The 15,907-nt window shown below is 74.7% G+C and carries 15 protein-coding genes; 6 read left to right on the top strand and 9 right to left on the bottom strand.

The window, feature by feature from the left end:
- Window positions 1-173 precede the first annotated feature (173 nt).
- Window positions 174-1,070: a cation diffusion facilitator family transporter gene (locus ACIBK9_RS21330; protein WP_397160496.1), complete on the top strand. Its 897-nt coding sequence runs from the start codon at window positions 174-176 to the stop codon at window positions 1,068-1,070.
- Here ACIBK9_RS21330 and ACIBK9_RS21325 read toward each other — a convergent pair.
- Window positions 1,049-2,308 carry a DUF3500 domain-containing protein gene (locus ACIBK9_RS21325; protein WP_397160494.1) on the bottom strand — a complete coding sequence of 420 codons (1,260 nt, stop codon included), beginning with the start codon at window positions 2,306-2,308 and terminating at the stop codon, window positions 1,049-1,051. The genes ACIBK9_RS21330 and ACIBK9_RS21325 overlap by 22 nt on opposite strands.
- A 19-nt stretch (window positions 2,309-2,327) precedes the next feature.
- Complete coding sequence (locus ACIBK9_RS21320; RefSeq protein WP_397160492.1) at window positions 2,328-3,035, bottom strand: FadR/GntR family transcriptional regulator; 708 nt, start codon at window positions 3,033-3,035, stop codon at window positions 2,328-2,330.
- A gap of 66 nt (window positions 3,036-3,101) precedes the next feature.
- Between ACIBK9_RS21320 and ACIBK9_RS21315 the strand changes: the two genes are divergently transcribed.
- Both ACIBK9_RS21315 and ACIBK9_RS21310 read left to right on the top strand, forming a co-directional pair.
- A complete protein-coding gene (locus ACIBK9_RS21315) occupies window positions 3,102-3,995 on the top strand; it encodes a fumarylacetoacetate hydrolase family protein (RefSeq protein ID WP_397160490.1) in 894 nt (297 codons plus the stop codon).
- 17 nt (window positions 3,996-4,012) lie between these two features.
- Complete coding sequence (locus ACIBK9_RS21310) at window positions 4,013-4,843, top strand: AraC family transcriptional regulator (protein WP_397160488.1); 831 nt, start codon at window positions 4,013-4,015, stop codon at window positions 4,841-4,843.
- On the opposite strand, the gene ACIBK9_RS21305 is transcribed toward ACIBK9_RS21310, so the two are convergent.
- Window positions 4,836-5,738, bottom strand: a complete 903-nt coding sequence (locus ACIBK9_RS21305) for an NAD(P)-dependent oxidoreductase (protein WP_387672801.1) — start codon at window positions 5,736-5,738, stop codon at window positions 4,836-4,838. The two genes, ACIBK9_RS21310 and ACIBK9_RS21305, sit on opposite strands and share 8 nt — an antisense overlap.
- 89 nt (window positions 5,739-5,827) lie before the next feature.
- Window positions 5,828-6,553, bottom strand: coding sequence for an MgtC/SapB family protein (locus tag ACIBK9_RS21300; protein WP_387672804.1), 726 nt, complete (start codon window positions 6,551-6,553; stop codon window positions 5,828-5,830).
- Between the two features lie 126 nt (window positions 6,554-6,679).
- Between ACIBK9_RS21300 and ACIBK9_RS21295 the strand changes: the two genes are divergently transcribed.
- Entirely contained in the window at window positions 6,680-7,501 is an 822-nt protein-coding gene (locus ACIBK9_RS21295) for an SDR family oxidoreductase (protein ID WP_397160486.1), read from the top strand.
- 96 nt (window positions 7,502-7,597) lie between these two features.
- Here the strand turns inward: ACIBK9_RS21295 and ACIBK9_RS21290 are convergent, their stop codons facing one another.
- Together ACIBK9_RS21290 and ACIBK9_RS21285 are read right to left on the bottom strand one after the other, a co-directional pair.
- Complete coding sequence (locus ACIBK9_RS21290; RefSeq protein WP_397160484.1) at window positions 7,598-8,509, bottom strand: alpha/beta hydrolase family protein; 912 nt, start codon at window positions 8,507-8,509, stop codon at window positions 7,598-7,600.
- 100 nt (window positions 8,510-8,609) lie between these two features.
- On the bottom strand, window positions 8,610-11,450 hold the full coding sequence (locus tag ACIBK9_RS21285) for a LuxR C-terminal-related transcriptional regulator (protein WP_397160482.1): 2,841 nt from the start codon (window positions 11,448-11,450) through the stop codon (window positions 8,610-8,612).
- Between the two features lie 212 nt (window positions 11,451-11,662).
- Between ACIBK9_RS21285 and ACIBK9_RS21280 the strand changes: the two genes are divergently transcribed.
- Window positions 11,663-13,105 carry a long-chain fatty acid--CoA ligase gene (locus ACIBK9_RS21280; RefSeq protein ID WP_397160481.1) on the top strand — a complete coding sequence of 481 codons (1,443 nt, stop codon included), beginning with the start codon at window positions 11,663-11,665 and terminating at the stop codon, window positions 13,103-13,105.
- Window positions 13,106-13,124: 19 nt separating this feature from the next.
- Here ACIBK9_RS21280 and ACIBK9_RS21275 read toward each other — a convergent pair whose 3' ends face one another.
- From ACIBK9_RS21275 to ACIBK9_RS21265, 3 genes are all read right to left on the bottom strand, one after another.
- Window positions 13,125-14,132: an endonuclease/exonuclease/phosphatase family protein gene (locus ACIBK9_RS21275; protein ID WP_397160479.1), complete on the bottom strand. Its 1,008-nt coding sequence runs from the start codon at window positions 14,130-14,132 to the stop codon at window positions 13,125-13,127.
- 139 nt (window positions 14,133-14,271) lie between these two features.
- A complete protein-coding gene (locus ACIBK9_RS21270) occupies window positions 14,272-14,874 on the bottom strand; it encodes a hypothetical protein (protein WP_397160477.1) in 603 nt (200 codons plus the stop codon).
- A gap of 99 nt (window positions 14,875-14,973) precedes the next feature.
- Entirely contained in the window at window positions 14,974-15,306 is a 333-nt protein-coding gene (locus ACIBK9_RS21265) for a hypothetical protein (protein ID WP_397160475.1), read from the bottom strand.
- Here ACIBK9_RS21265 and ACIBK9_RS21260 point away from each other — a divergent pair.
- Complete coding sequence (locus ACIBK9_RS21260; RefSeq protein ID WP_397160474.1) at window positions 15,299-15,700, top strand: hypothetical protein; 402 nt, start codon at window positions 15,299-15,301, stop codon at window positions 15,698-15,700. The two genes, ACIBK9_RS21265 and ACIBK9_RS21260, sit on opposite strands and share 8 nt — an antisense overlap.
- Window positions 15,701-15,907: the final 207 nt, after the last annotated feature.

The raw sequence follows: 15,907 nt of genomic DNA, 5'->3' as shown, positions 1-15,907 counted from the left end.
ATGCACGACGCGCATCAATGCACGTTGTGCATGTCCATTCGATCGCCGGATCAAGGTGTGCCCGCGGGCCCACGGGGCAAAGGCACGCATCCGACAGCTCACCCGCACGGGAGGAACGTGATGACGCGACAGCCTGTACGAGCACCGGTTGCGGCACCGGTTGCGGGGACGGCGTGAGCGGTAAGGGCTCGCAGGAGGCGACCTACGCGGCGCTGGCCGCCAACCTGGGGATCGCCGTCACCAAGTTCGTGGCGTTCTTCTTCACCGGTTCGTCCTCGATGCTCGCCGAGGGCATCCATTCCTTCGCCGACTCGGGCAACCAGGGGCTGCTGCTGCTCGGTCAGTCCCGCGCCAAGCGCGGGCCCACCCCGTCCCATCCCTTCGGCCACGGGCGCGAGCGGTACTTCTACGCCTTCCTGGTCTCGGTCGTGCTGTTCTTCGGCGGCGGCCTGTTCGCCCTGTACGAGGGGTACGAGAAGATCAGCCACCCGAAGCCGCTGGAGAGCTGGCCGTGGGCGATCGGGGTGCTGGTGGGCGCGATCGTCATGGAGGGGCTGTCCCTGCGCACGGCGGTGCGCAACGCCAACCGGGCCCGCGGGGGCCGGTCGTGGCTGCGCTACATCCGCGAGGCCAAGGCCCCCGAGCTGCCCGTGGTCCTGCTGGAGGACACCGCCGCCCTGCTCGGGCTGGCCTTCGCCCTCATCGGGGTCACGCTCGCGCTGGTCGTCGGCGACCCGGTCTACGACGGCATCGGCTCGATCGCCATCGGCGTGCTCCTGATCATCGTGGCCGTCACCCTGGCCACCGAGACCAAGAGCATGATCATCGGTGAGTCGGCGTCGCCGGAGGTCCAGCGGGCCATCGAGGAGGCCCTGCGCGAGGACGACGCCGTCGCCTCCTTCACCCGCCTGCGCACCCTGCACCTGGGCCCGGAGGAGCTGCTCGTGGCCGCCCGGGTCACCGTCGCCGAGCAGGGGGACGCCGTGGCCGAGGCGCTGGCCAAGGCCGAGGGGCGCATCCGCGAACGCGTCCCGATGTCCACGGTCGTCTACCTGCAGCCCGAGCCCTGACCCTGCTGCCACTGCCGCACCCACGAGCGGCCGTAGTCGTTGCCGTGCGGCGTGCGCAGCACGGTGTGGACGTGGAACGGCTTGGGCGTGTCGTAGTCGAGGAAGACGCCGCGGTGGTGGTCGAGCTCGGCGACGATCACCGGTGACTGCAGCCGGTAGTAGAAGACGTCGCCCGGCCGGTGGCCGCCGATCCAGCAGAACCAGGTCTCGTCGAGGTGCGCGGCGATCTCGCGCAGCCGGGCGGCGCGCGGCCCCGCCGGGAGCAGGCCGACGAACGACTCGGCGACGGCCAGCGCGTGCTCCCGGGCCGCCGCGGGCATGGCGGCGACCGGCACCCCCTCGAACGGGATCACGCGGTTGTCCTGGAACGCCCCGGCCAGGTGGCGTTCGTCCCCCGGGTGCACCCGTCCCTCGGGCATCGCCGGGTCGACCATTAGCTCGTGGACGACGGCCTGCCGGCGCTGCTCCTCCGGCAGGGCGGCCATCAGCCGCAGGCCGCGGGCGACCCGGTCGGCGAACAGGTCGCGCAGGCCGGCGTGCGGACCGGCGTCGATCTCGTCGGGCTCGGCGCCGAGGAACACCGGCGACAGCGCCATGCGGCCCTCGACGATCAGGCAGTTGAGCGCGCAGTGGTGGCCGTAGAGCTGCCAGCCCCAGGGGGCCCGCGGGTCAGGCGTGCCGTAGAGGGCGAAGTTGTAGCTGAACTCGTTGAGTATCGTCTCCAGGCCGACCACCTCGCCCAGGAAGCCGTTGACCCGCATCACCGCGCGGACGAGCCGGCCGCCCTCCGGCGAGAGCGAGGCGACCACCAGCGCCAGCGCCTTCTCCCTGACGGCCGGAGCCCGCAGGTCCAGCCGCAGGCCGGTGTCGAACTGCATGAACTCCGGGTTGGCCCAGGTCTGCCACGCCACGTCGTCGGCGTCGTGCGAGAGGCGTTCGCGGTCCTCGTCGTCGAGGCAGGCCAGCAGGTCGCGGGCGGCCGACACCATCGCGGCGACCGGCGCCTGCTCGCCGGGGGCGGCCGGTGTCAGCGGGTACAGGCCGTCCCGCAGGACGCCGTCCTCGGTGACGCCGCGGAAGTCGTTCCCGTACAGCGGGGTCCAGCCCTCGATCAGGCCGCCGGTGAACGTCCCCGGCCTCCTGGCCAGCTCGCGGTAGGCGTAGGGGTCGAGGCCGCGTACGCCGGCCAGCCGCGGGTGGTCGTGCGGGAACAGGTACTGGCGGAACTCGCCGGGCATGAGGGCTCTCCGGTCTGTCTCAGACGGTGGTGTTGTGCCGGGCGACGGCGGCCCGTACGGCGCTCTCGTCGCCGGCCGCGATCGCCTCGACCAGGTCGGCGTGGATCCGGTGGCGCAGCTCGCGGTAGCCGGCGTCGGCCGCGTCGTCGGGACGCGGGGACGCGGCGCCCAGGTGGCCGAGCGTGCCGATGTAGACGGCCCGGGCCATGGCGTTCGGGCTGATGGCGGCGATGCGCTCGTGCAGGGCCCAGTTGGCGCGCATGAAGGCGTCCCAGCCGGGCGCGGCGCGCAGCCGTCGCAGCAGGCGGCGCAGGTCGGCGACGTCCCGGCGGGTGCGGTGGCGGGCGGCGCCGACGTCGATCAGCTCCTCCAGGTGGTCGCGCAGCTCGACGGCGTCGGCGACGGTGCCCGGCTCCTCGGCGACGCCGAGCAGGGTGTGCCGCAGCCGCACCACCGGGCCGGGGTCGGCGACGAACAGCCCGCCGCCGCGGCCCGGCCGGATCTCCAGCACGCCACGGTCGCGCAGCAGCCGGACGGCCTCGCTGACCGTGGCGTAACCGAGGCCCGTCTCCGCGCGCAGCGACTCCAGCGTGCCGACCGGCTCCCCGGGACCCAGCCCGCGCGACCTGATCCGCTCGTCGAGCGCGGCGGCCAGCCGCTCGGCCCGCGTGCCCGCGCCCTGCCCGAGCGCGGCGGCCGGTTGTCCGGGCGAGGAGGAGTAGGGCATAGTCCGGATCCAACCATAAAACCTGCGAACCTTTGGCGGGTTTTAGCCGCCGTGAGGAGATGAGCGATGAGGATCGTCGGGATCCGCCGGCACGCCGCCGAGGGCGTCGAGGGCGTCGAGGCCGGCGCGTTGTCGGCCGACGGGGCCGAGGTCACCGTGCTCGCCCCGCTGGAGCGGTTCTGGGCCGGCGCGGCCGCCTTCCTGGCCCGCGAGCCGGCCGGCGAGCGGCTCCCGGTCGCGTCGGTCGCCCTCGTGCCGCCGGTGCTGCCGGAGGCCCGGGTGATCTGCATCGGGCTCAACTACCTCAGGCACGTCGCCGAGGGCTCCTACGCGGGGGAGGGCGTGCCACCGCACCCGACGCTGTTCGCCCGCTGGACGCGGTCGCTGACCGTGGGCGGCGTCCCGGTGCCGGTGCCCTCGGGCGAGGACGGCCTGGACTGGGAGGGCGAGGTGGTCGCGTACGTCGGCACGCCGCTGGTGGACGCGGACCCGGAGGAGGCGCTGGCCGCGGTCGCCGGCTACTCGGTCTTCAACGACCTCACCGCGCGCAGGGCGCAGAAGCTCACCAGCCAGTGGATCCTCGGCAAGAACGCCGACCGGTCCGGCCCGCTCGGCCCGCTGGTGCCCGCGTCCGAGGTCGGTGACCTGCGCGACGGGCTGCGGGTGCGGACCCGGGTGAACGGCGAGGTCGTCCAGGACGGGCGTACCGACGAGATGGTCTACGGCGTCGGCGACACCCTGGCGCTGATCTCGCGCACGTTCACGCTGCGACCCGGCGACCTGCTGGCCACCGGCACCCCAGCCGGGGTCGGCTACGCGCGCACCCCGCCGTGGCTGCTGCGGCCCGGCGACGTCGTCGAGGTCGAGGCAGAACGCCTCGGCAGCGTGCGCAACCCGATCGTCGGCAACGACGCGCGGGCGCTGACGGGCGCCCGAGGGGTGACCGCGCCGGAGGAGTGAAGCGCGACACTGGGGTGGTGGAGACACGACCTGTCCGCGGCGGGGCGGGGCGGCCGGGGCACCGGTTGCGCTTCGGCCCGGCCGCCGAGGGCATCGAGCGGCTGGCGGCCTCGCTCGTCGGCGAGGCGTTCGCGCCCCACCGCCACGACACGTACGCGATCGGCGTCACGCTCGCCGGCGTGCAGACCTTCCGCTACCGCGGCGAGCTGCGGCGATGCCTGCCGGGGGAGTGGCACGTCCTGCACCCCGACGAGCTGCACGACGGGGCCGCGGGCACCGACGCGGGCTTCGGCTACCGGATCTTCTACGTCGACCCGTACCTGATCCAGGAGGCGCTGGGCGGCCGGCCGCTGCCGTTCGTCGCCGACCCGGTCGTGCGGCCGGAGGGGATGTCGCCGGCGCTGCTCGCCTGGCTGCGGCACCTGGACGAGCCCCTGGAGGAACTGGCCCGGCTGGAGGTCGCGCTGCTGGTCGCGGCGGCCCTGGAACGTCACGCCGACGTCCCCGTCCGGCGGCGGCGCGACCCCCTCGCGGTCGAGGCGCTGGCACGGGTGCGCGAGCTCATCGCCGCCGACCCCGCGACCCGGCACCCGGTCGCCGAGTTCGAACGCGTCTCGGGGCTCGACCGCTGGACGATCGCCCGCCAGTTCCGCGCCGCCTTCGGCACCAGCCCAACCCGGTACCGGACGATGCGGCAGCTGGACGTGGCCCGGCGGGCGATGAGCGGCGGCCTGCCGCTGCGGGAGGCCGCGCTGCGGGCGGGCTTCGCCGACCAGAGCCACCTGACCCGCATGTTCAAGCGCGCCTACGGGCTCACCCCCGGCGAATGGACCACCGCCCTCACCTGACGCTCGGGGAATCCGCCGTGAGCCCGTCGGTCCTGGCCTCGATCGCGCGGATCACGGCCACCATGTCGAGCGTGCCGTGCCCGAGCGCCAGGGTCTCGGCGAACAGCGCGTGGCAGACGTCGATCAGCGGCGAGGCCACGCCCGACGCCCGCGCCGCCCCGGCGATGAGCCGGTTGTTCTTCAGCACGTCGGCGATGGCCGCCTGGGCGGCGAGGTCGCCGTCCAGCAGCTTGCGGACCTTCCCCCGCGACACGTCGCTGGCCATCGGGCCCGAGTCGAGCACCTGGGCGAACCTGTCCAGGTCCAGGCCGTGCCGGGCGGCGAAGTGCGCGGCCTCGGCCAGGCCGCTGACCATGGTGATCAGGAAGATGTTCACCGCCAGCTTCATCAGCAGCCCGCCCGGCACCGGGCCGCACGCGATCGTCCCGGCGCACATCGGCGCGAGCAGGGGGCCCACCTCCTCGACCGCCGCGGGCTCACCGGCCAGCATCGCCACCAGCCGCCCGGCCTCGGCCGGGCCGCGCGAGCCGGACACGGGCGCCTCGACGTAGTCGCCGCCGGCCGCTCGCACCGCCGCGCCCAGGTCCGCCGACCACGCCGGGGACGTCGTGCCCATGTGCACCACGATCCGCCCGGCCACCATGGACGCGAACCGCGGCGTGCCGCGCCCGAGCACCGCGTCCACGGCGGCCTCGTCGGCCAGCATGAGCAGCACGACCCTGGCCCGCGCGAACACCTCGTCCGGGCTCGCCGCCACGTGCGCGCCGGCCGCCCGCAGCGGCTCGCACCCGGCCGCCGTACGGTTCCAGACCACGACCGGCGTGCCCGCCCGCACCAGGTTGAGCGCCATGGGCCGGCCCATGATCCCCAGTCCGATGAATCCCGTTCCGGCCATCCGCCCTCCCGCTCCGCGTGTCCCGCCGTCACCGTTGTAGCGGCAGGGACCGGCTCCGGTCTTGAACGGTTGTGCGGCCCGGGCCGGCGTCAGGGCGTGGTGACGTCGAGGTCGACGCTGGAGACGCCGAGCACGCCGTCGATCTCCAGCAGCTCGGTGATCAGCACCTCGACCGGCCCCGCGCCCTGGACGACGAGCCAGATCGAGATCGACTCCCGGTCCTTGCTCGGCTGGTCGCGTTCGAGGGTGAGCTCGGCGATGACGAAGCCCCTGTCGCTGCACAGCGCCAGCACCCGCCGGAGCGCGCCGTGGCGGTCGAGGTAGGTCAGGTGCAGGCGCGACTGGGCGTACTTCGAGCGGGGCAGCCGGGCGCTGAGCGGGGTGAAGCCGAACAGGACCAGGAAGTGGCCGGCGGTGACGGCGACCGCCAGCAGCCACAGTCCGGCCCCGGCGGCCATGCCGACCGCGCAGGTCAGCCAGACCACCGCGGCGGTGGTGAGCCCGCGCACCGCGTCCCGGCGGACGAAGATCAGGCCGCCGCCGATGAACCCGATGCCCGACACGATCTGCGCGGCCACCCGGGACGGGTCGAGCGTGACGTGCTCGCCCAGGACGTCGGCGAAGCCGTACTTGGACACCAGCATGATCAGGGCCGAGGCGAAGCCGACCAGCGTGTGGGTGCGCAGGCCGGCGCTCTTCTGGCGGATCTCGCGTTCGAGCCCGATGGCGGCCGACAGCAGCAGGGCCAGGCCCAGTTCTCCCAGCTGGGTCCATCCTTGTCCGGCCAGTGCCGTCGTGGCGAACGCCGTCCCCATTTGCCCAGATGTCCCCGGCGTGCGGGGGTCTCACACTTTCCCGGCGAGAAGTTAGTTGCCTGACTTAGTTTCTGTGCTACGGTTCTTCTTAGTCAGGCAACTAACTAATGATTGAGGAGAACCATCATGTTCGTTGTCACGGGTGCCACCGGGAACGTCGGCCGGACGCTGGTCGGTCTGCTGGCCGAGGAGGGCCTGCCGGTCACCGCCGTCGCCCGCCGCGTCACGGAGGCCGACGTGCCGCCGGGCGTCCGGGCCGTCGCCGCCGACCTGGGCGACGTCGCGAGCCTGCGTCCGGCCCTGGCGGGTGCGGACGCGCTGTTCCTGCTGGTGGCGGGGGAGGACCCGGAGGGCGTGATCGCGGCGGCCGGGGAGGCGGGCGTGCGCAAGGTCGTCCTGCTGTCCAGCCAGGGCGCCGGGACCCGGCCGGGGGCCTACCCGCACGCCGTCCGGTTCGAGGAGGCCGTCCGCGGGTCGGGGCTGTCCTGGACGGTCCTGCGTTCGGGCGGCCTGGCCTCCAACGCCTACGCCTGGGCCGAGCCCGTACGCCTGAGCCGCACCGCCGAGGCCCCCTTCGGCGACGTCGGCCTGCCCTTCGTCGACCCCGCCGACGTCGCCGCCGTGGCGGCCGCCGTCCTGCGCGAGGACGGGCACGACGGGGCGACGTACGTGCTGACCGGCCCCGAGGCCACCACCCCGCGGGACCGGGCGGCGGCGATCGCGGCGGCGCTGGGCGAGCCGGTGCGCTTCGCCGAGCAGACCCGCGAGGCCGCCCACGCCCTGATGGCGCAGGTCATGCCGCTGCCCGTGGTGGAGGGCACGCTCGCCATCCTGGGCGAGCCCACCCCCGACGAGCGGAGCGTCAGCCCGGACGTCGAGCGCGTCCTCGGCCGTCCCGCCCGCCCGTTCGCCGCCTGGGCCGAGCGCAACGCCGCCGCCTTCCGCTGACCCCCGGCGACGGGCACGGCGGTGTGGCGAGACGGAGGGCGCCGGCCGGCCGGAAGCCGGTGACGGCGGGCGTCACCGGCTCCGGAGCCGCGCCCGTCAGGTGATCGGGCAGGTGTCGCGGTACTCCTCGATCGCGGTCCCGCGCGGGGCGGGGCACAGGAACTGGTCGTAGCGGGTGTCGTCGTCGACGAACCGCTTCAGCCAGGCCACCATCGACTTGGCCATCGTGGTGTTGGTGACCTGCGGGAAGAAGTGCGAGGCGCCGTTCAGCTCCAGGTACGCCTTCTCCACCGACGACGGGATCGACTGGTAGAACGGCTCGGAGTGGGCCGCCACCGGCGCGATCGTGTCGGCCTCACCCCCGATGATCATCGTCGGCACCCGGAGGCCCGACCAGCTCTTGGTGAGGTTCCACGGCGCGAGCGGCACCGCCGCCTGGAGCGACGGGCGCGCGTCGGCGGCCTCCAGCGTGCCGCCGCCGCCCATGGAGTGACCGGCCACCGCGAGCCGGGACGCGTCGATCCTGCTGCGCACGGCCGACGGGCTGCCCGAGGTCAGGTAGTCCAGCGCGGCCAGGAGCTGACGTCCGCGGCTGGCCGGCTGGTCGTAGATCGTGGTGGTCTCGATGCCGATCACCACGAACCCGTGCGAGGCGATCCGCGGCCCCAGCCAGGCGAGGCTGGACCAGGTCGCCGTGTAGCCGGGCGAGATGGCGATCGCGCCGAAGGTGCCCTGGCTGGTGTCGGTCGGGTAGTAGATCGTCCCGCCGCCGAAGCCGGAGACGCTCAGCCGCGAGACGCCGAGCTCCGCGGTCGCGAACGGGCCGCGCGCGGCTTCCAGGATCGCGCCGGTCGGGTCGGGGCCGCGCTCGTACGGGCCGGCCGCGTGGGCCGCCGGCGCCGCCGCGACGCCGCCGGCGAGCAGCGTGACGGCCAGGGCGAGCTTGGTGAACGTTCGCGCGCCGAAGTGGGGGGTGGAGAGCTGCACGTCGTCGAACTCCCTGCTCATCGGGGGAATGACTGCTGTCTGTCGCCATTGTCGGGACACACGGTCAGCCGTGCATCGGTGAAATCACCGGTCTCGTGGCGCCCGCCGCCCGGTCCAGGCGCTACATGAACCTGACCAGCTCCACCCGTGAGCGGATGCCGAGCTTGCTGAAGATGTTCCTGAGATGGTGCTCGACCGTGCGCCTGCTGAGGAAGAGCTGCTCGGCGACCTCCTTGTTGGTGGCGCCCGCGGCCACCAGGCGGGCGATCTGCGCCTGCTGCGCGGTGAGCTGCGACACCGTCGCGTCCGCGGCCGGCCGGACCGGCTCGCCGGAGGCCCGCAGCTCGGCCCTGGCCTGCTCGGTCCACAGCCGCGCGCCGTGCCGTTCGAACGTCTCCAGCGCCGTGTGCAGGTGGTTCCTGGCCGCGCCGGGCCGCCGGTCGCGCCGCAGCGCGCTGCCCAGCAGCAGGTGCGTACGGGCCGCCTCGAACGCGCAGACGCCCTGGCCGTGCAGGCGCAGGGCGTCCAGGAACAGCTCCTCGGCCTCGCCGGGACGCACCGACAGCAGCGCCCGGCAGCGCGAGACCAGCGCCCGCAGGCCGGGGCTGCGCGTGCTGCCGACCCAGCGTTCGAGCACCCGCAGGGCGGCCGCGGCCCGCTCGCGGTCGCCGGTGCGGGCGGCCGCCTCGATGTAGTGCGGGGTGGACATGACCCTGATGACGACGTGGCGGTTGCGCCGCTCGGCCCGCAGCCTGCCCGCGGCGTCGGCCACGCGGCCCGCGGCCAGGTCGAGGCAGGCCAGCGCCCAGTTGCCGACCGCGCCGGCCAGCCCCAGCTCGTGGGCGTCGGCCAGCTCGATGGCGGCGTCCGCGCGGATCCGGCACGTCTCCTGGTCGCCCTCCACGGCGGCGCTGACCGCCAGCCAGGCCAGGTGCTGGGCCGCGGTGTTGTGCTGGCCCGTCTCGCGGGCCAGCCGCAGGCCCTTCGCGGCGGTGGCGGCGACGGAGGCGTACCGGCCCGTCCAGACGTCGGGGTAGATCGTGAACTCCAGGAGCTGCGGCACCGCCGACGCGGCCCCGCGCAGCCGGGCCTCCTCCACGGCCCGCGCCGACAGCCGGTGGGCCACCGCGTCCTCGCCCAGCAGCATGCCCGCCACGCACGCCCACGTGAGCACCGCCGGGTCGCGTACCGAGCCGGCCAGCTCCAGCACCCGCCGCAACGGCCCGGCCGCCTCCTGGTGCAGGCCGCTGAAGGTGTGGGCCATGCCCGCCAGGTACTCGAACATGAGCTGCGCCGGCGCGGGCTCGTCCGGACGCCGCAGGGCCGCCGCCTGCCGGGCGATCGCGATGAACGCCCGGTTGTCGCCCGCCCGGTAGCTGGCGTCCGCCGCGCGGACCAGCGCGCGCACGCCGAGCACGCGGTGGCTGTCCAGCAGCCTGCGGGCCGCCGCCAGCAGCTCCTCGCGGGCGCTGCCGGTCTCGCCGCCCAGCAGCTCCAGGCTGCCGCGCAGAAGCTGGACGTGGCCGCGCAGCTCCTCGGGCGCGCCGGGCGACCGCAGCCGGGCCAGCAGGGAACGCGCGGCCCGGGGACGGCCGGACACCCAGGCGTGCCTGGCGGCGGCGGCCAGCCGTTCGGCCTTGACCGCGGGACGAGCGGTCAGCTCGGCGGCGCGCTCCAACGCCAGATAGGGCTCGGGGAACCCGGCACGACGCTCCGAGGCCACGCACGGCCCGGAGCTCCCGGCGGCCCAGCGCACGGCCAGCGCCGCCCGTGCCAGCTCGTCCCCGGCCTCCTCCTCCCCGCCACCCCCCGCCCAGGCCCGATGCCACGCCCGCCGCAACCTCTCCCAACCACCCGCATGGCACCCGCCCGGGGTGAGCAGGTCGGCGAGGAGGCGGTGGGCGCGGCGGCGCTCGGCCAGCGACGCCGCGTGGTACGTGACCGCCCGCATCCCGGGTTCCCGGAACGTGAACGCGTCCCCGTCGGCCCGCAGGACGCCCGCCCGTTCGGCCGGTTCGAGCACCGACAACGCGCACGCCGGGCTCGCCGCCCTGGCCAGGGTCGCCACGTCCAGGGCCGGATCGGCGGCGATCAGCAGCGACAGCCAGCGCGTACGCGCGGGCAGCCGGGCCAGCGCGCCCGTGTGCTCCCGCCACAACCGCCCACCAGGAGGCAGGACGGCGGGCGGCGCCGCGAGCCCGGCCCGCTGGTCGGGGGTGAGCGCGCCGATCAGCTCGCGCAGCGCCAGCGGGTTCCCGCGGGCGATCTGGTCGAGCGCGGCCGGCAGGTCCTCGGCGAGCCCGCCGGGCGCCAGGTCCGCGGCCAGCTCCCGCACCGCCGGCCCGTCGAGCCCGCGCAGCTCCAGCGCGGGCACGCCCTCAAGCCGCCGCATCGCCTCGCCGTCGAACCTCTCCGGCTCCCGCTCGCCGTACGGGACGGCGTGGGAGGGCGGGGGTCTGGTGGTGAAGAGCAGGGCGATCGGCTCGCAGGACAGGCGGCGGGCCACGAACGAGAGCGCGTCCAGGCTCGCCGCGTCCAGCCGGTCGGCGTCGTCCACGCAGGCCAGTACGGGACGCTCGGCGGCGACCGCCGACAGCAGCCCGAGCACGGCGGCGGGCAGCACGAGCCCCGCCCCGCAGGTCCCGGACTCCAGGGCCTCGGCCAGCGCGCGGGCCTGGGCGGCCGGCAGCGCCGCGACGGCGCCGGACACCGGCCTCAGCAGGCCGTGCAGCCCCGCGTACGGCACCCCCGACTCCGGCTCCACCCCCGACACCCGCAGCACCCGGAACCCGGAGGCCCGCGCGGCGGCCAGGTCGAGCAGCGCCGTCTTGCCCATGCCCGCCGCGCCGGTCAGCAGCAGCGCCCCTCCGGAGCCGGCCCGGGCGTCGTCGAGCAGCCGCAGCAGGACGTTCTCCTCCGCGTCGCGGCCGCGTAACACGGGAACGCGCGTGACTGGGGACACGCCGTCCAGTGTCACGCGCGGGTGCCGCCGCTGAAAGAGGCCGCCGGCCACGAAAGCCGCCGACGCCCTCGACCGCACGAGAGGGGGCGGACGGGAGAAAGTGTGGCATTCCGGTGACAGCAAGCGCTTGGTGACCTACCTTGAGTCCTGACCGTCAAGGAGTGCCGATGCGGAATCAGGGGCTTGGGTCATGGCCGGCACGCAGGGCGCGGATGACGCCCGCCCGGCCCGCCGTCGGTTACCAGGGGATCGACCGCACCTACGGCGACCTGTACGACCGGGTCACCCGCCTGGCCCACGGGCTGACCGGCCTGGACGTGGGCCGTGGCGACCGGATCGCCTATCTCGGGCCCAACCACCCGTCCCTGGTGGAGACGTTCTTCGCCGCCGGACTGCTGGGCGCGGTGTTCGTCCCGCTCAACGCCCGGCTGGCCCCGCCCGAGCTGCGCTTCCTCCTGGACGACTCCGGCGCCCGCGTCGTCGTCCTCGGTGCAGGCCAGGACGGCGGCGGCCTGCCCGGCCGGCACCTGGGCCAGGACGCCTTCGAGGAGCTGATCGCCGGCGCGCCCGCCGACCCCGTGGACGAGCCGGTGAGCCAGGACGACCTCTGCCTGATCATGTACACCTCGGGCACCACCGGCCGCCCCAAGGGCGCGATGCTCACCCACGGCAACCTCATCTGGAACGCCGTGAACCTGCTGGTCGACGTGCCGCTCGCGCACGACGAGGTGACGCTGGTCAGCGCGCCGCTGTGCCACATCGCGGCCCTGGCGCAGACGCTTCTGCCGACCGTGCTGAAGGGCGGCAGGGCGCTGCTGGAGCCGTCCTTCCGGGTGGACAGGACGTTCGACCTGGTCGAGTCCGAGCGGGTCACGATGATGTTCGGCGTGCCGTCGATGTTCGCGGCCCTCGCGCAGTCGCCGCGCTGGGCCGGCGCCGACCTGTCCAGCCTGCGGCACCTGCTGTGCGGAGGAGCGCCGGTGCCCGAGCCGCTGATCAGGACGTACCGGGAGCGCGGGCTGCCGTTCCTGCAGGGGTACGGCATGACGGAGACCTCCCCCGGCGCGCTCTTCCTCGGGGCGGGGCACCCGGACGCCGAGCTCGATTCGGCCGGGGTGCCGTGCTTCTTCTCCGACGTGCGGCTGGTCGCCCCCGACGGCTCGCCCGCCGCCCCCGGCGAGCCCGGCGAGGTGTACGTCCAGGGCCCCAACGTCATGCCCGGCTACTGGCGGCGGCCGAAGGAGACCGCGAAGGTGTTGTCCGCCGACGGCTGGTTCAGGTCCGGCGACATCGGCGTGGCCGACGAGGGCGGGTACGTCCGCATCCGCGACCGGATCAGCGACATGTACATCTCCGGCGGCGAGAACGTCTACCCGGCCGAGATCGAGAACCTGCTCCTCGCCCATCCGGCGGTGGCCGAGTGCGCGGTGATCGGCGTACCGGACGAGAAGTGGGGGGAGACCGGCAAGGCGCTGGTCGTGCTGCGGCCGGGTGCGAGCGCGGAGCCCGGGGAACTGCTCGCCCACCTCGACGGCCGCCTGGCCCGCTTCAAGATCCCGAGGTATCTGGAGCTCGTCCCCGGCCTGCCGCGGAACGGCGCCGGCAAGCTGCTCAAGGCGTCCCTCAGGACGCTGCACGGGCAGCAGGCGCGGTGACCGGGCAGGCAGCGGCGGGTCAGCCGATGGCGGGCACGCGCAGGTCGGCGAAGACGCCGCGGTGGTCGGTGCCGGGCACGTCGAGGATCTCCGTACTGGCCACGTTCACCCGGCGGTCGGCCAGCACGTGGTCGATCGTGATGATCGGCGGCATCGCCCTGTTGTTGGGCCAGGTCGGGACGAGCCCCTTGCCCACCTGGTCGGCCGCGTCGACGTAACCCCTGGCCAGCAGGTCGCGGAAGGCGCGATGGTCGAGGCTGGCGTTGAAGTCGCCGGCCAGGATCCTGATCACCGACGGCGACGGGGACGGCAGCGCCTTGAGCGAGGCGTCCCACTCGGCCGCCATCCGGCCGAGCGGCGGGTCGGGGTGCACCGCCACGACCTCGACCTTGCCGCCCGAGGGCAGGGACAGCGTGGCGGCCGGCATGTTGTGGCCGATCGGGGTGAACAGCCCCCGCAGCGGCCGCAGCGGGTGCCTGGCGAACAGGCCGCTGCCGATCGCGCCGTCCGCGGCCTGGAGCACCCGGTAGGGGAGCAGCTTGCGCAGCCCCGCCTGGTCGAGCCGCCGGACCGCGTCGGGGGTCAGCTCCAGCGCGCTGAACACATCGATCTCGTACAGGCGCACCAGGCGGACCACGGTCTCGGCGTCGGCCCATCCGAACAGGTTGACCGACAACACCCGCAGCGGGACGCCCTCGATCACTTTGCCCGGCTCCACCCCGGACGTCCGCGGGATCAGGCACGCGACGAACACCATGCCCACGACGGCCGCGCTCAGCCCCGCCGGGCGGTTGCGCCTGAGCACCGCCAGCAGCGCGGTCAGCGCGGCCAGCCCCGCGCCGATCGGCGTCACCGTCATGAGCTGGATGAGGAAGGAGCCGGTCTCCAGGCCGCCGACCCGCAGCGCCGCCCAGGCCGCCAGCAGCGCGACCACCGTCCAGGCGAACCAGCGCCTGCGCCGCCGGGGTGAGGGACGCTTGCCGGCGGATGCGCGTTCGGCGGTCGCGCTCGCTGCCCGTTGATCCACAGCATGAACCCTAAGGCAGCGGCGAAGAACCCGAACCAGGCCGCCCACCCGGCCCCCAGCCCTGCCCCTGCCCGGCCCTCAGCCCCTGCCCGGCCCTGCTCGGTTCGGCCACTTGGGGTCACTGGGTCGGCTCAGTGGCTCACCTCGCCGACTCGGCTCCGGTCTTGACGGCGAGGAACTGCCTGCGCATCGCGACGAAGTCGCCGACGTCCGTCATCGCGACGTGGGCGGCGCCGCGCACGGTGGGCTCGCCGCGCATCCGGAGCCGGTAGATCAGCCGGGTGCCGCCGCCGGTGTCGCGGAGCGCGATGGAGCAGGTCGTGGTGGCGTCGGCGCCGCGGTCGGCCAGCACGAGGCTGTGCGGGGGCTCGATCCGCACGACGACGAAGGCGCCGCCGTCCATGACGTCGCCGGGCTTGAGGTCGTGCGGGGGCTGCGCGGGCTCGCCGGCGGCTTCCGCCCGCGCGTCGGTTCCGGTGCCAGGACGGGTGCCGGGACGGGCGCCCGGGCCCGGGTAGCCGCCGAGCCGGACCACCCAGGCCCACACGACCGGCGGCGGCGCGTCCACGGTGACGGCACGGGTGGCCTGGAGCTGGGGGAGCGGCACGATGTCGTCACCCGGCAGGTCCTCGTGCACCTCTCTGTCGGTCGCGCCCCAGCGCAGGTGCCAGGGGCGCACGGCGAGCAGGTACCCGGCCGCCGCACCCGCGGCCAGCCGGAACACCCGGCGTGGCAGGAACATCGCAGCACTCCTTCGTGTCACTGACGAGACCTGTCGCCGGCCTCTCGTCGATCGGCGCTCGGAATTTCGGTGCTTACGCTGAATTATGGGCCAATATGGCTAGATCTGGTCGGCTTTCCATATTGTCAGGCCATATGTCTCCGCAATCGGCCGCCACGCCTGCACGAATTGCGCCTTCGCCGTCTGCGCGGCCTCCGATCTGCTGAGACCTCGCCGGTAATCGCGGTCGTCCGAGACCGGGCCGGTGCAGCCGCCCGCCAGATGGCGCCGGGCCCAGGAGAGGAAGGCGGTGTCGGCGTCGTAGGAGGCGTCGAGTGCGGTGATGAGCGTCTGCTTCAGTGCCGCGCCCTCGGGCAGGGCCGTCACCTCCAGCGTCCGGGCGGCGGCGAGCTGGTCGCGGCGGCCGGCGGTGATGTCCTCGATCGTGGTCACGCCGCTCCGGCGGCAGCCGGTCGCGTCCGCGATCGCCGCCGACAGGCTGGAACGGGCGGAACTGCTGCTGGACAGCAGCTCGTCCACCCGCCCGGCCTGCCCGGCCGCACCTGCCGTGGGGTCCGCGCTCGGTGTCGGGCCGGTGCTCGCGGCCGGGTCGCCGGTGGGGGTGGCGTCCCCGGTCGCCGGGTCTTCCGTCGCCTCGTCCGAGGTCTGCGGCTGGACGGCCGACGGCACGCCGCCCGAGCGCCCGCCCGCCTCCGCCGGAGAGGACGGGCGGCTCCCGGCCACCCACCAGACCAGCGCCGTCGTCGCGCACGCCGCCGCCACGCTGACCAGCACCACCGGCCGCCGCCACCCCGGCGGACGCGACCGCGAGGGCGGCGGCGGATGATCGTCCCCCAGCGACCCCCGCGAGAGACCGGCGAACGACCCCTCCCCGGACGGGCGCACCACAGGCGCAACACCACCGGCACCGGCCCCCGGCGTGCCGAAGACCACGGGCGGGGAACCAGGGGCGGCGGGGGAGGAGGCGGGGGGTGTGGGGGCGGGGAGGAGGGCGCCGCAGCGGGGGCACTGGGTGAGGGCGCCGGTGTCGCTG

It is taken from the genome of Nonomuraea sp. NPDC050227 (assembly GCF_044459705.1).
GTDB lineage: Bacteria > Actinomycetota > Actinomycetes > Streptosporangiales > Streptosporangiaceae > Nonomuraea.
This window is presented reverse-complemented; position numbering and strand designations above follow the sequence as displayed.

What these genes read in the sequence shown, in the direction of transcription:
- ACIBK9_RS21325 (WP_397160494.1), bottom strand. Translation starts at nt 2,308, where the DNA reads ATGCCCGGCGAGTTCCGCCAGTACCTGTTCCCGCACGACCACCCGCGG.
- ACIBK9_RS21320 (WP_397160492.1), bottom strand. Translation starts at nt 3,035, where the DNA reads ATGCCCTACTCCTCCTCGCCCGGACAACCGGCCGCCGCGCTCGGGCAG.
- ACIBK9_RS21315 (WP_397160490.1), top strand. Translation starts at nt 3,102, where the DNA reads ATGAGGATCGTCGGGATCCGCCGGCACGCCGCCGAGGGCGTCGAGGGC.
- ACIBK9_RS21305 (WP_387672801.1), bottom strand. Translation starts at nt 5,738, where the DNA reads ATGGCCGGAACGGGATTCATCGGACTGGGGATCATGGGCCGGCCCATG.
- ACIBK9_RS21300 (WP_387672804.1), bottom strand. Translation starts at nt 6,553, where the DNA reads ATGGGGACGGCGTTCGCCACGACGGCACTGGCCGGACAAGGATGGACC.
- ACIBK9_RS21295 (WP_397160486.1), top strand. Translation starts at nt 6,680, where the DNA reads ATGTTCGTTGTCACGGGTGCCACCGGGAACGTCGGCCGGACGCTGGTC.
- ACIBK9_RS21290 (WP_397160484.1), bottom strand. Translation starts at nt 8,509, where the DNA reads ATGAGCAGGGAGTTCGACGACGTGCAGCTCTCCACCCCCCACTTCGGC.
- ACIBK9_RS21280 (WP_397160481.1), top strand. Translation starts at nt 11,663, where the DNA reads ATGACGCCCGCCCGGCCCGCCGTCGGTTACCAGGGGATCGACCGCACC.
- ACIBK9_RS21270 (WP_397160477.1), bottom strand. Translation starts at nt 14,874, where the DNA reads ATGTTCCTGCCACGCCGGGTGTTCCGGCTGGCCGCGGGTGCGGCGGCC.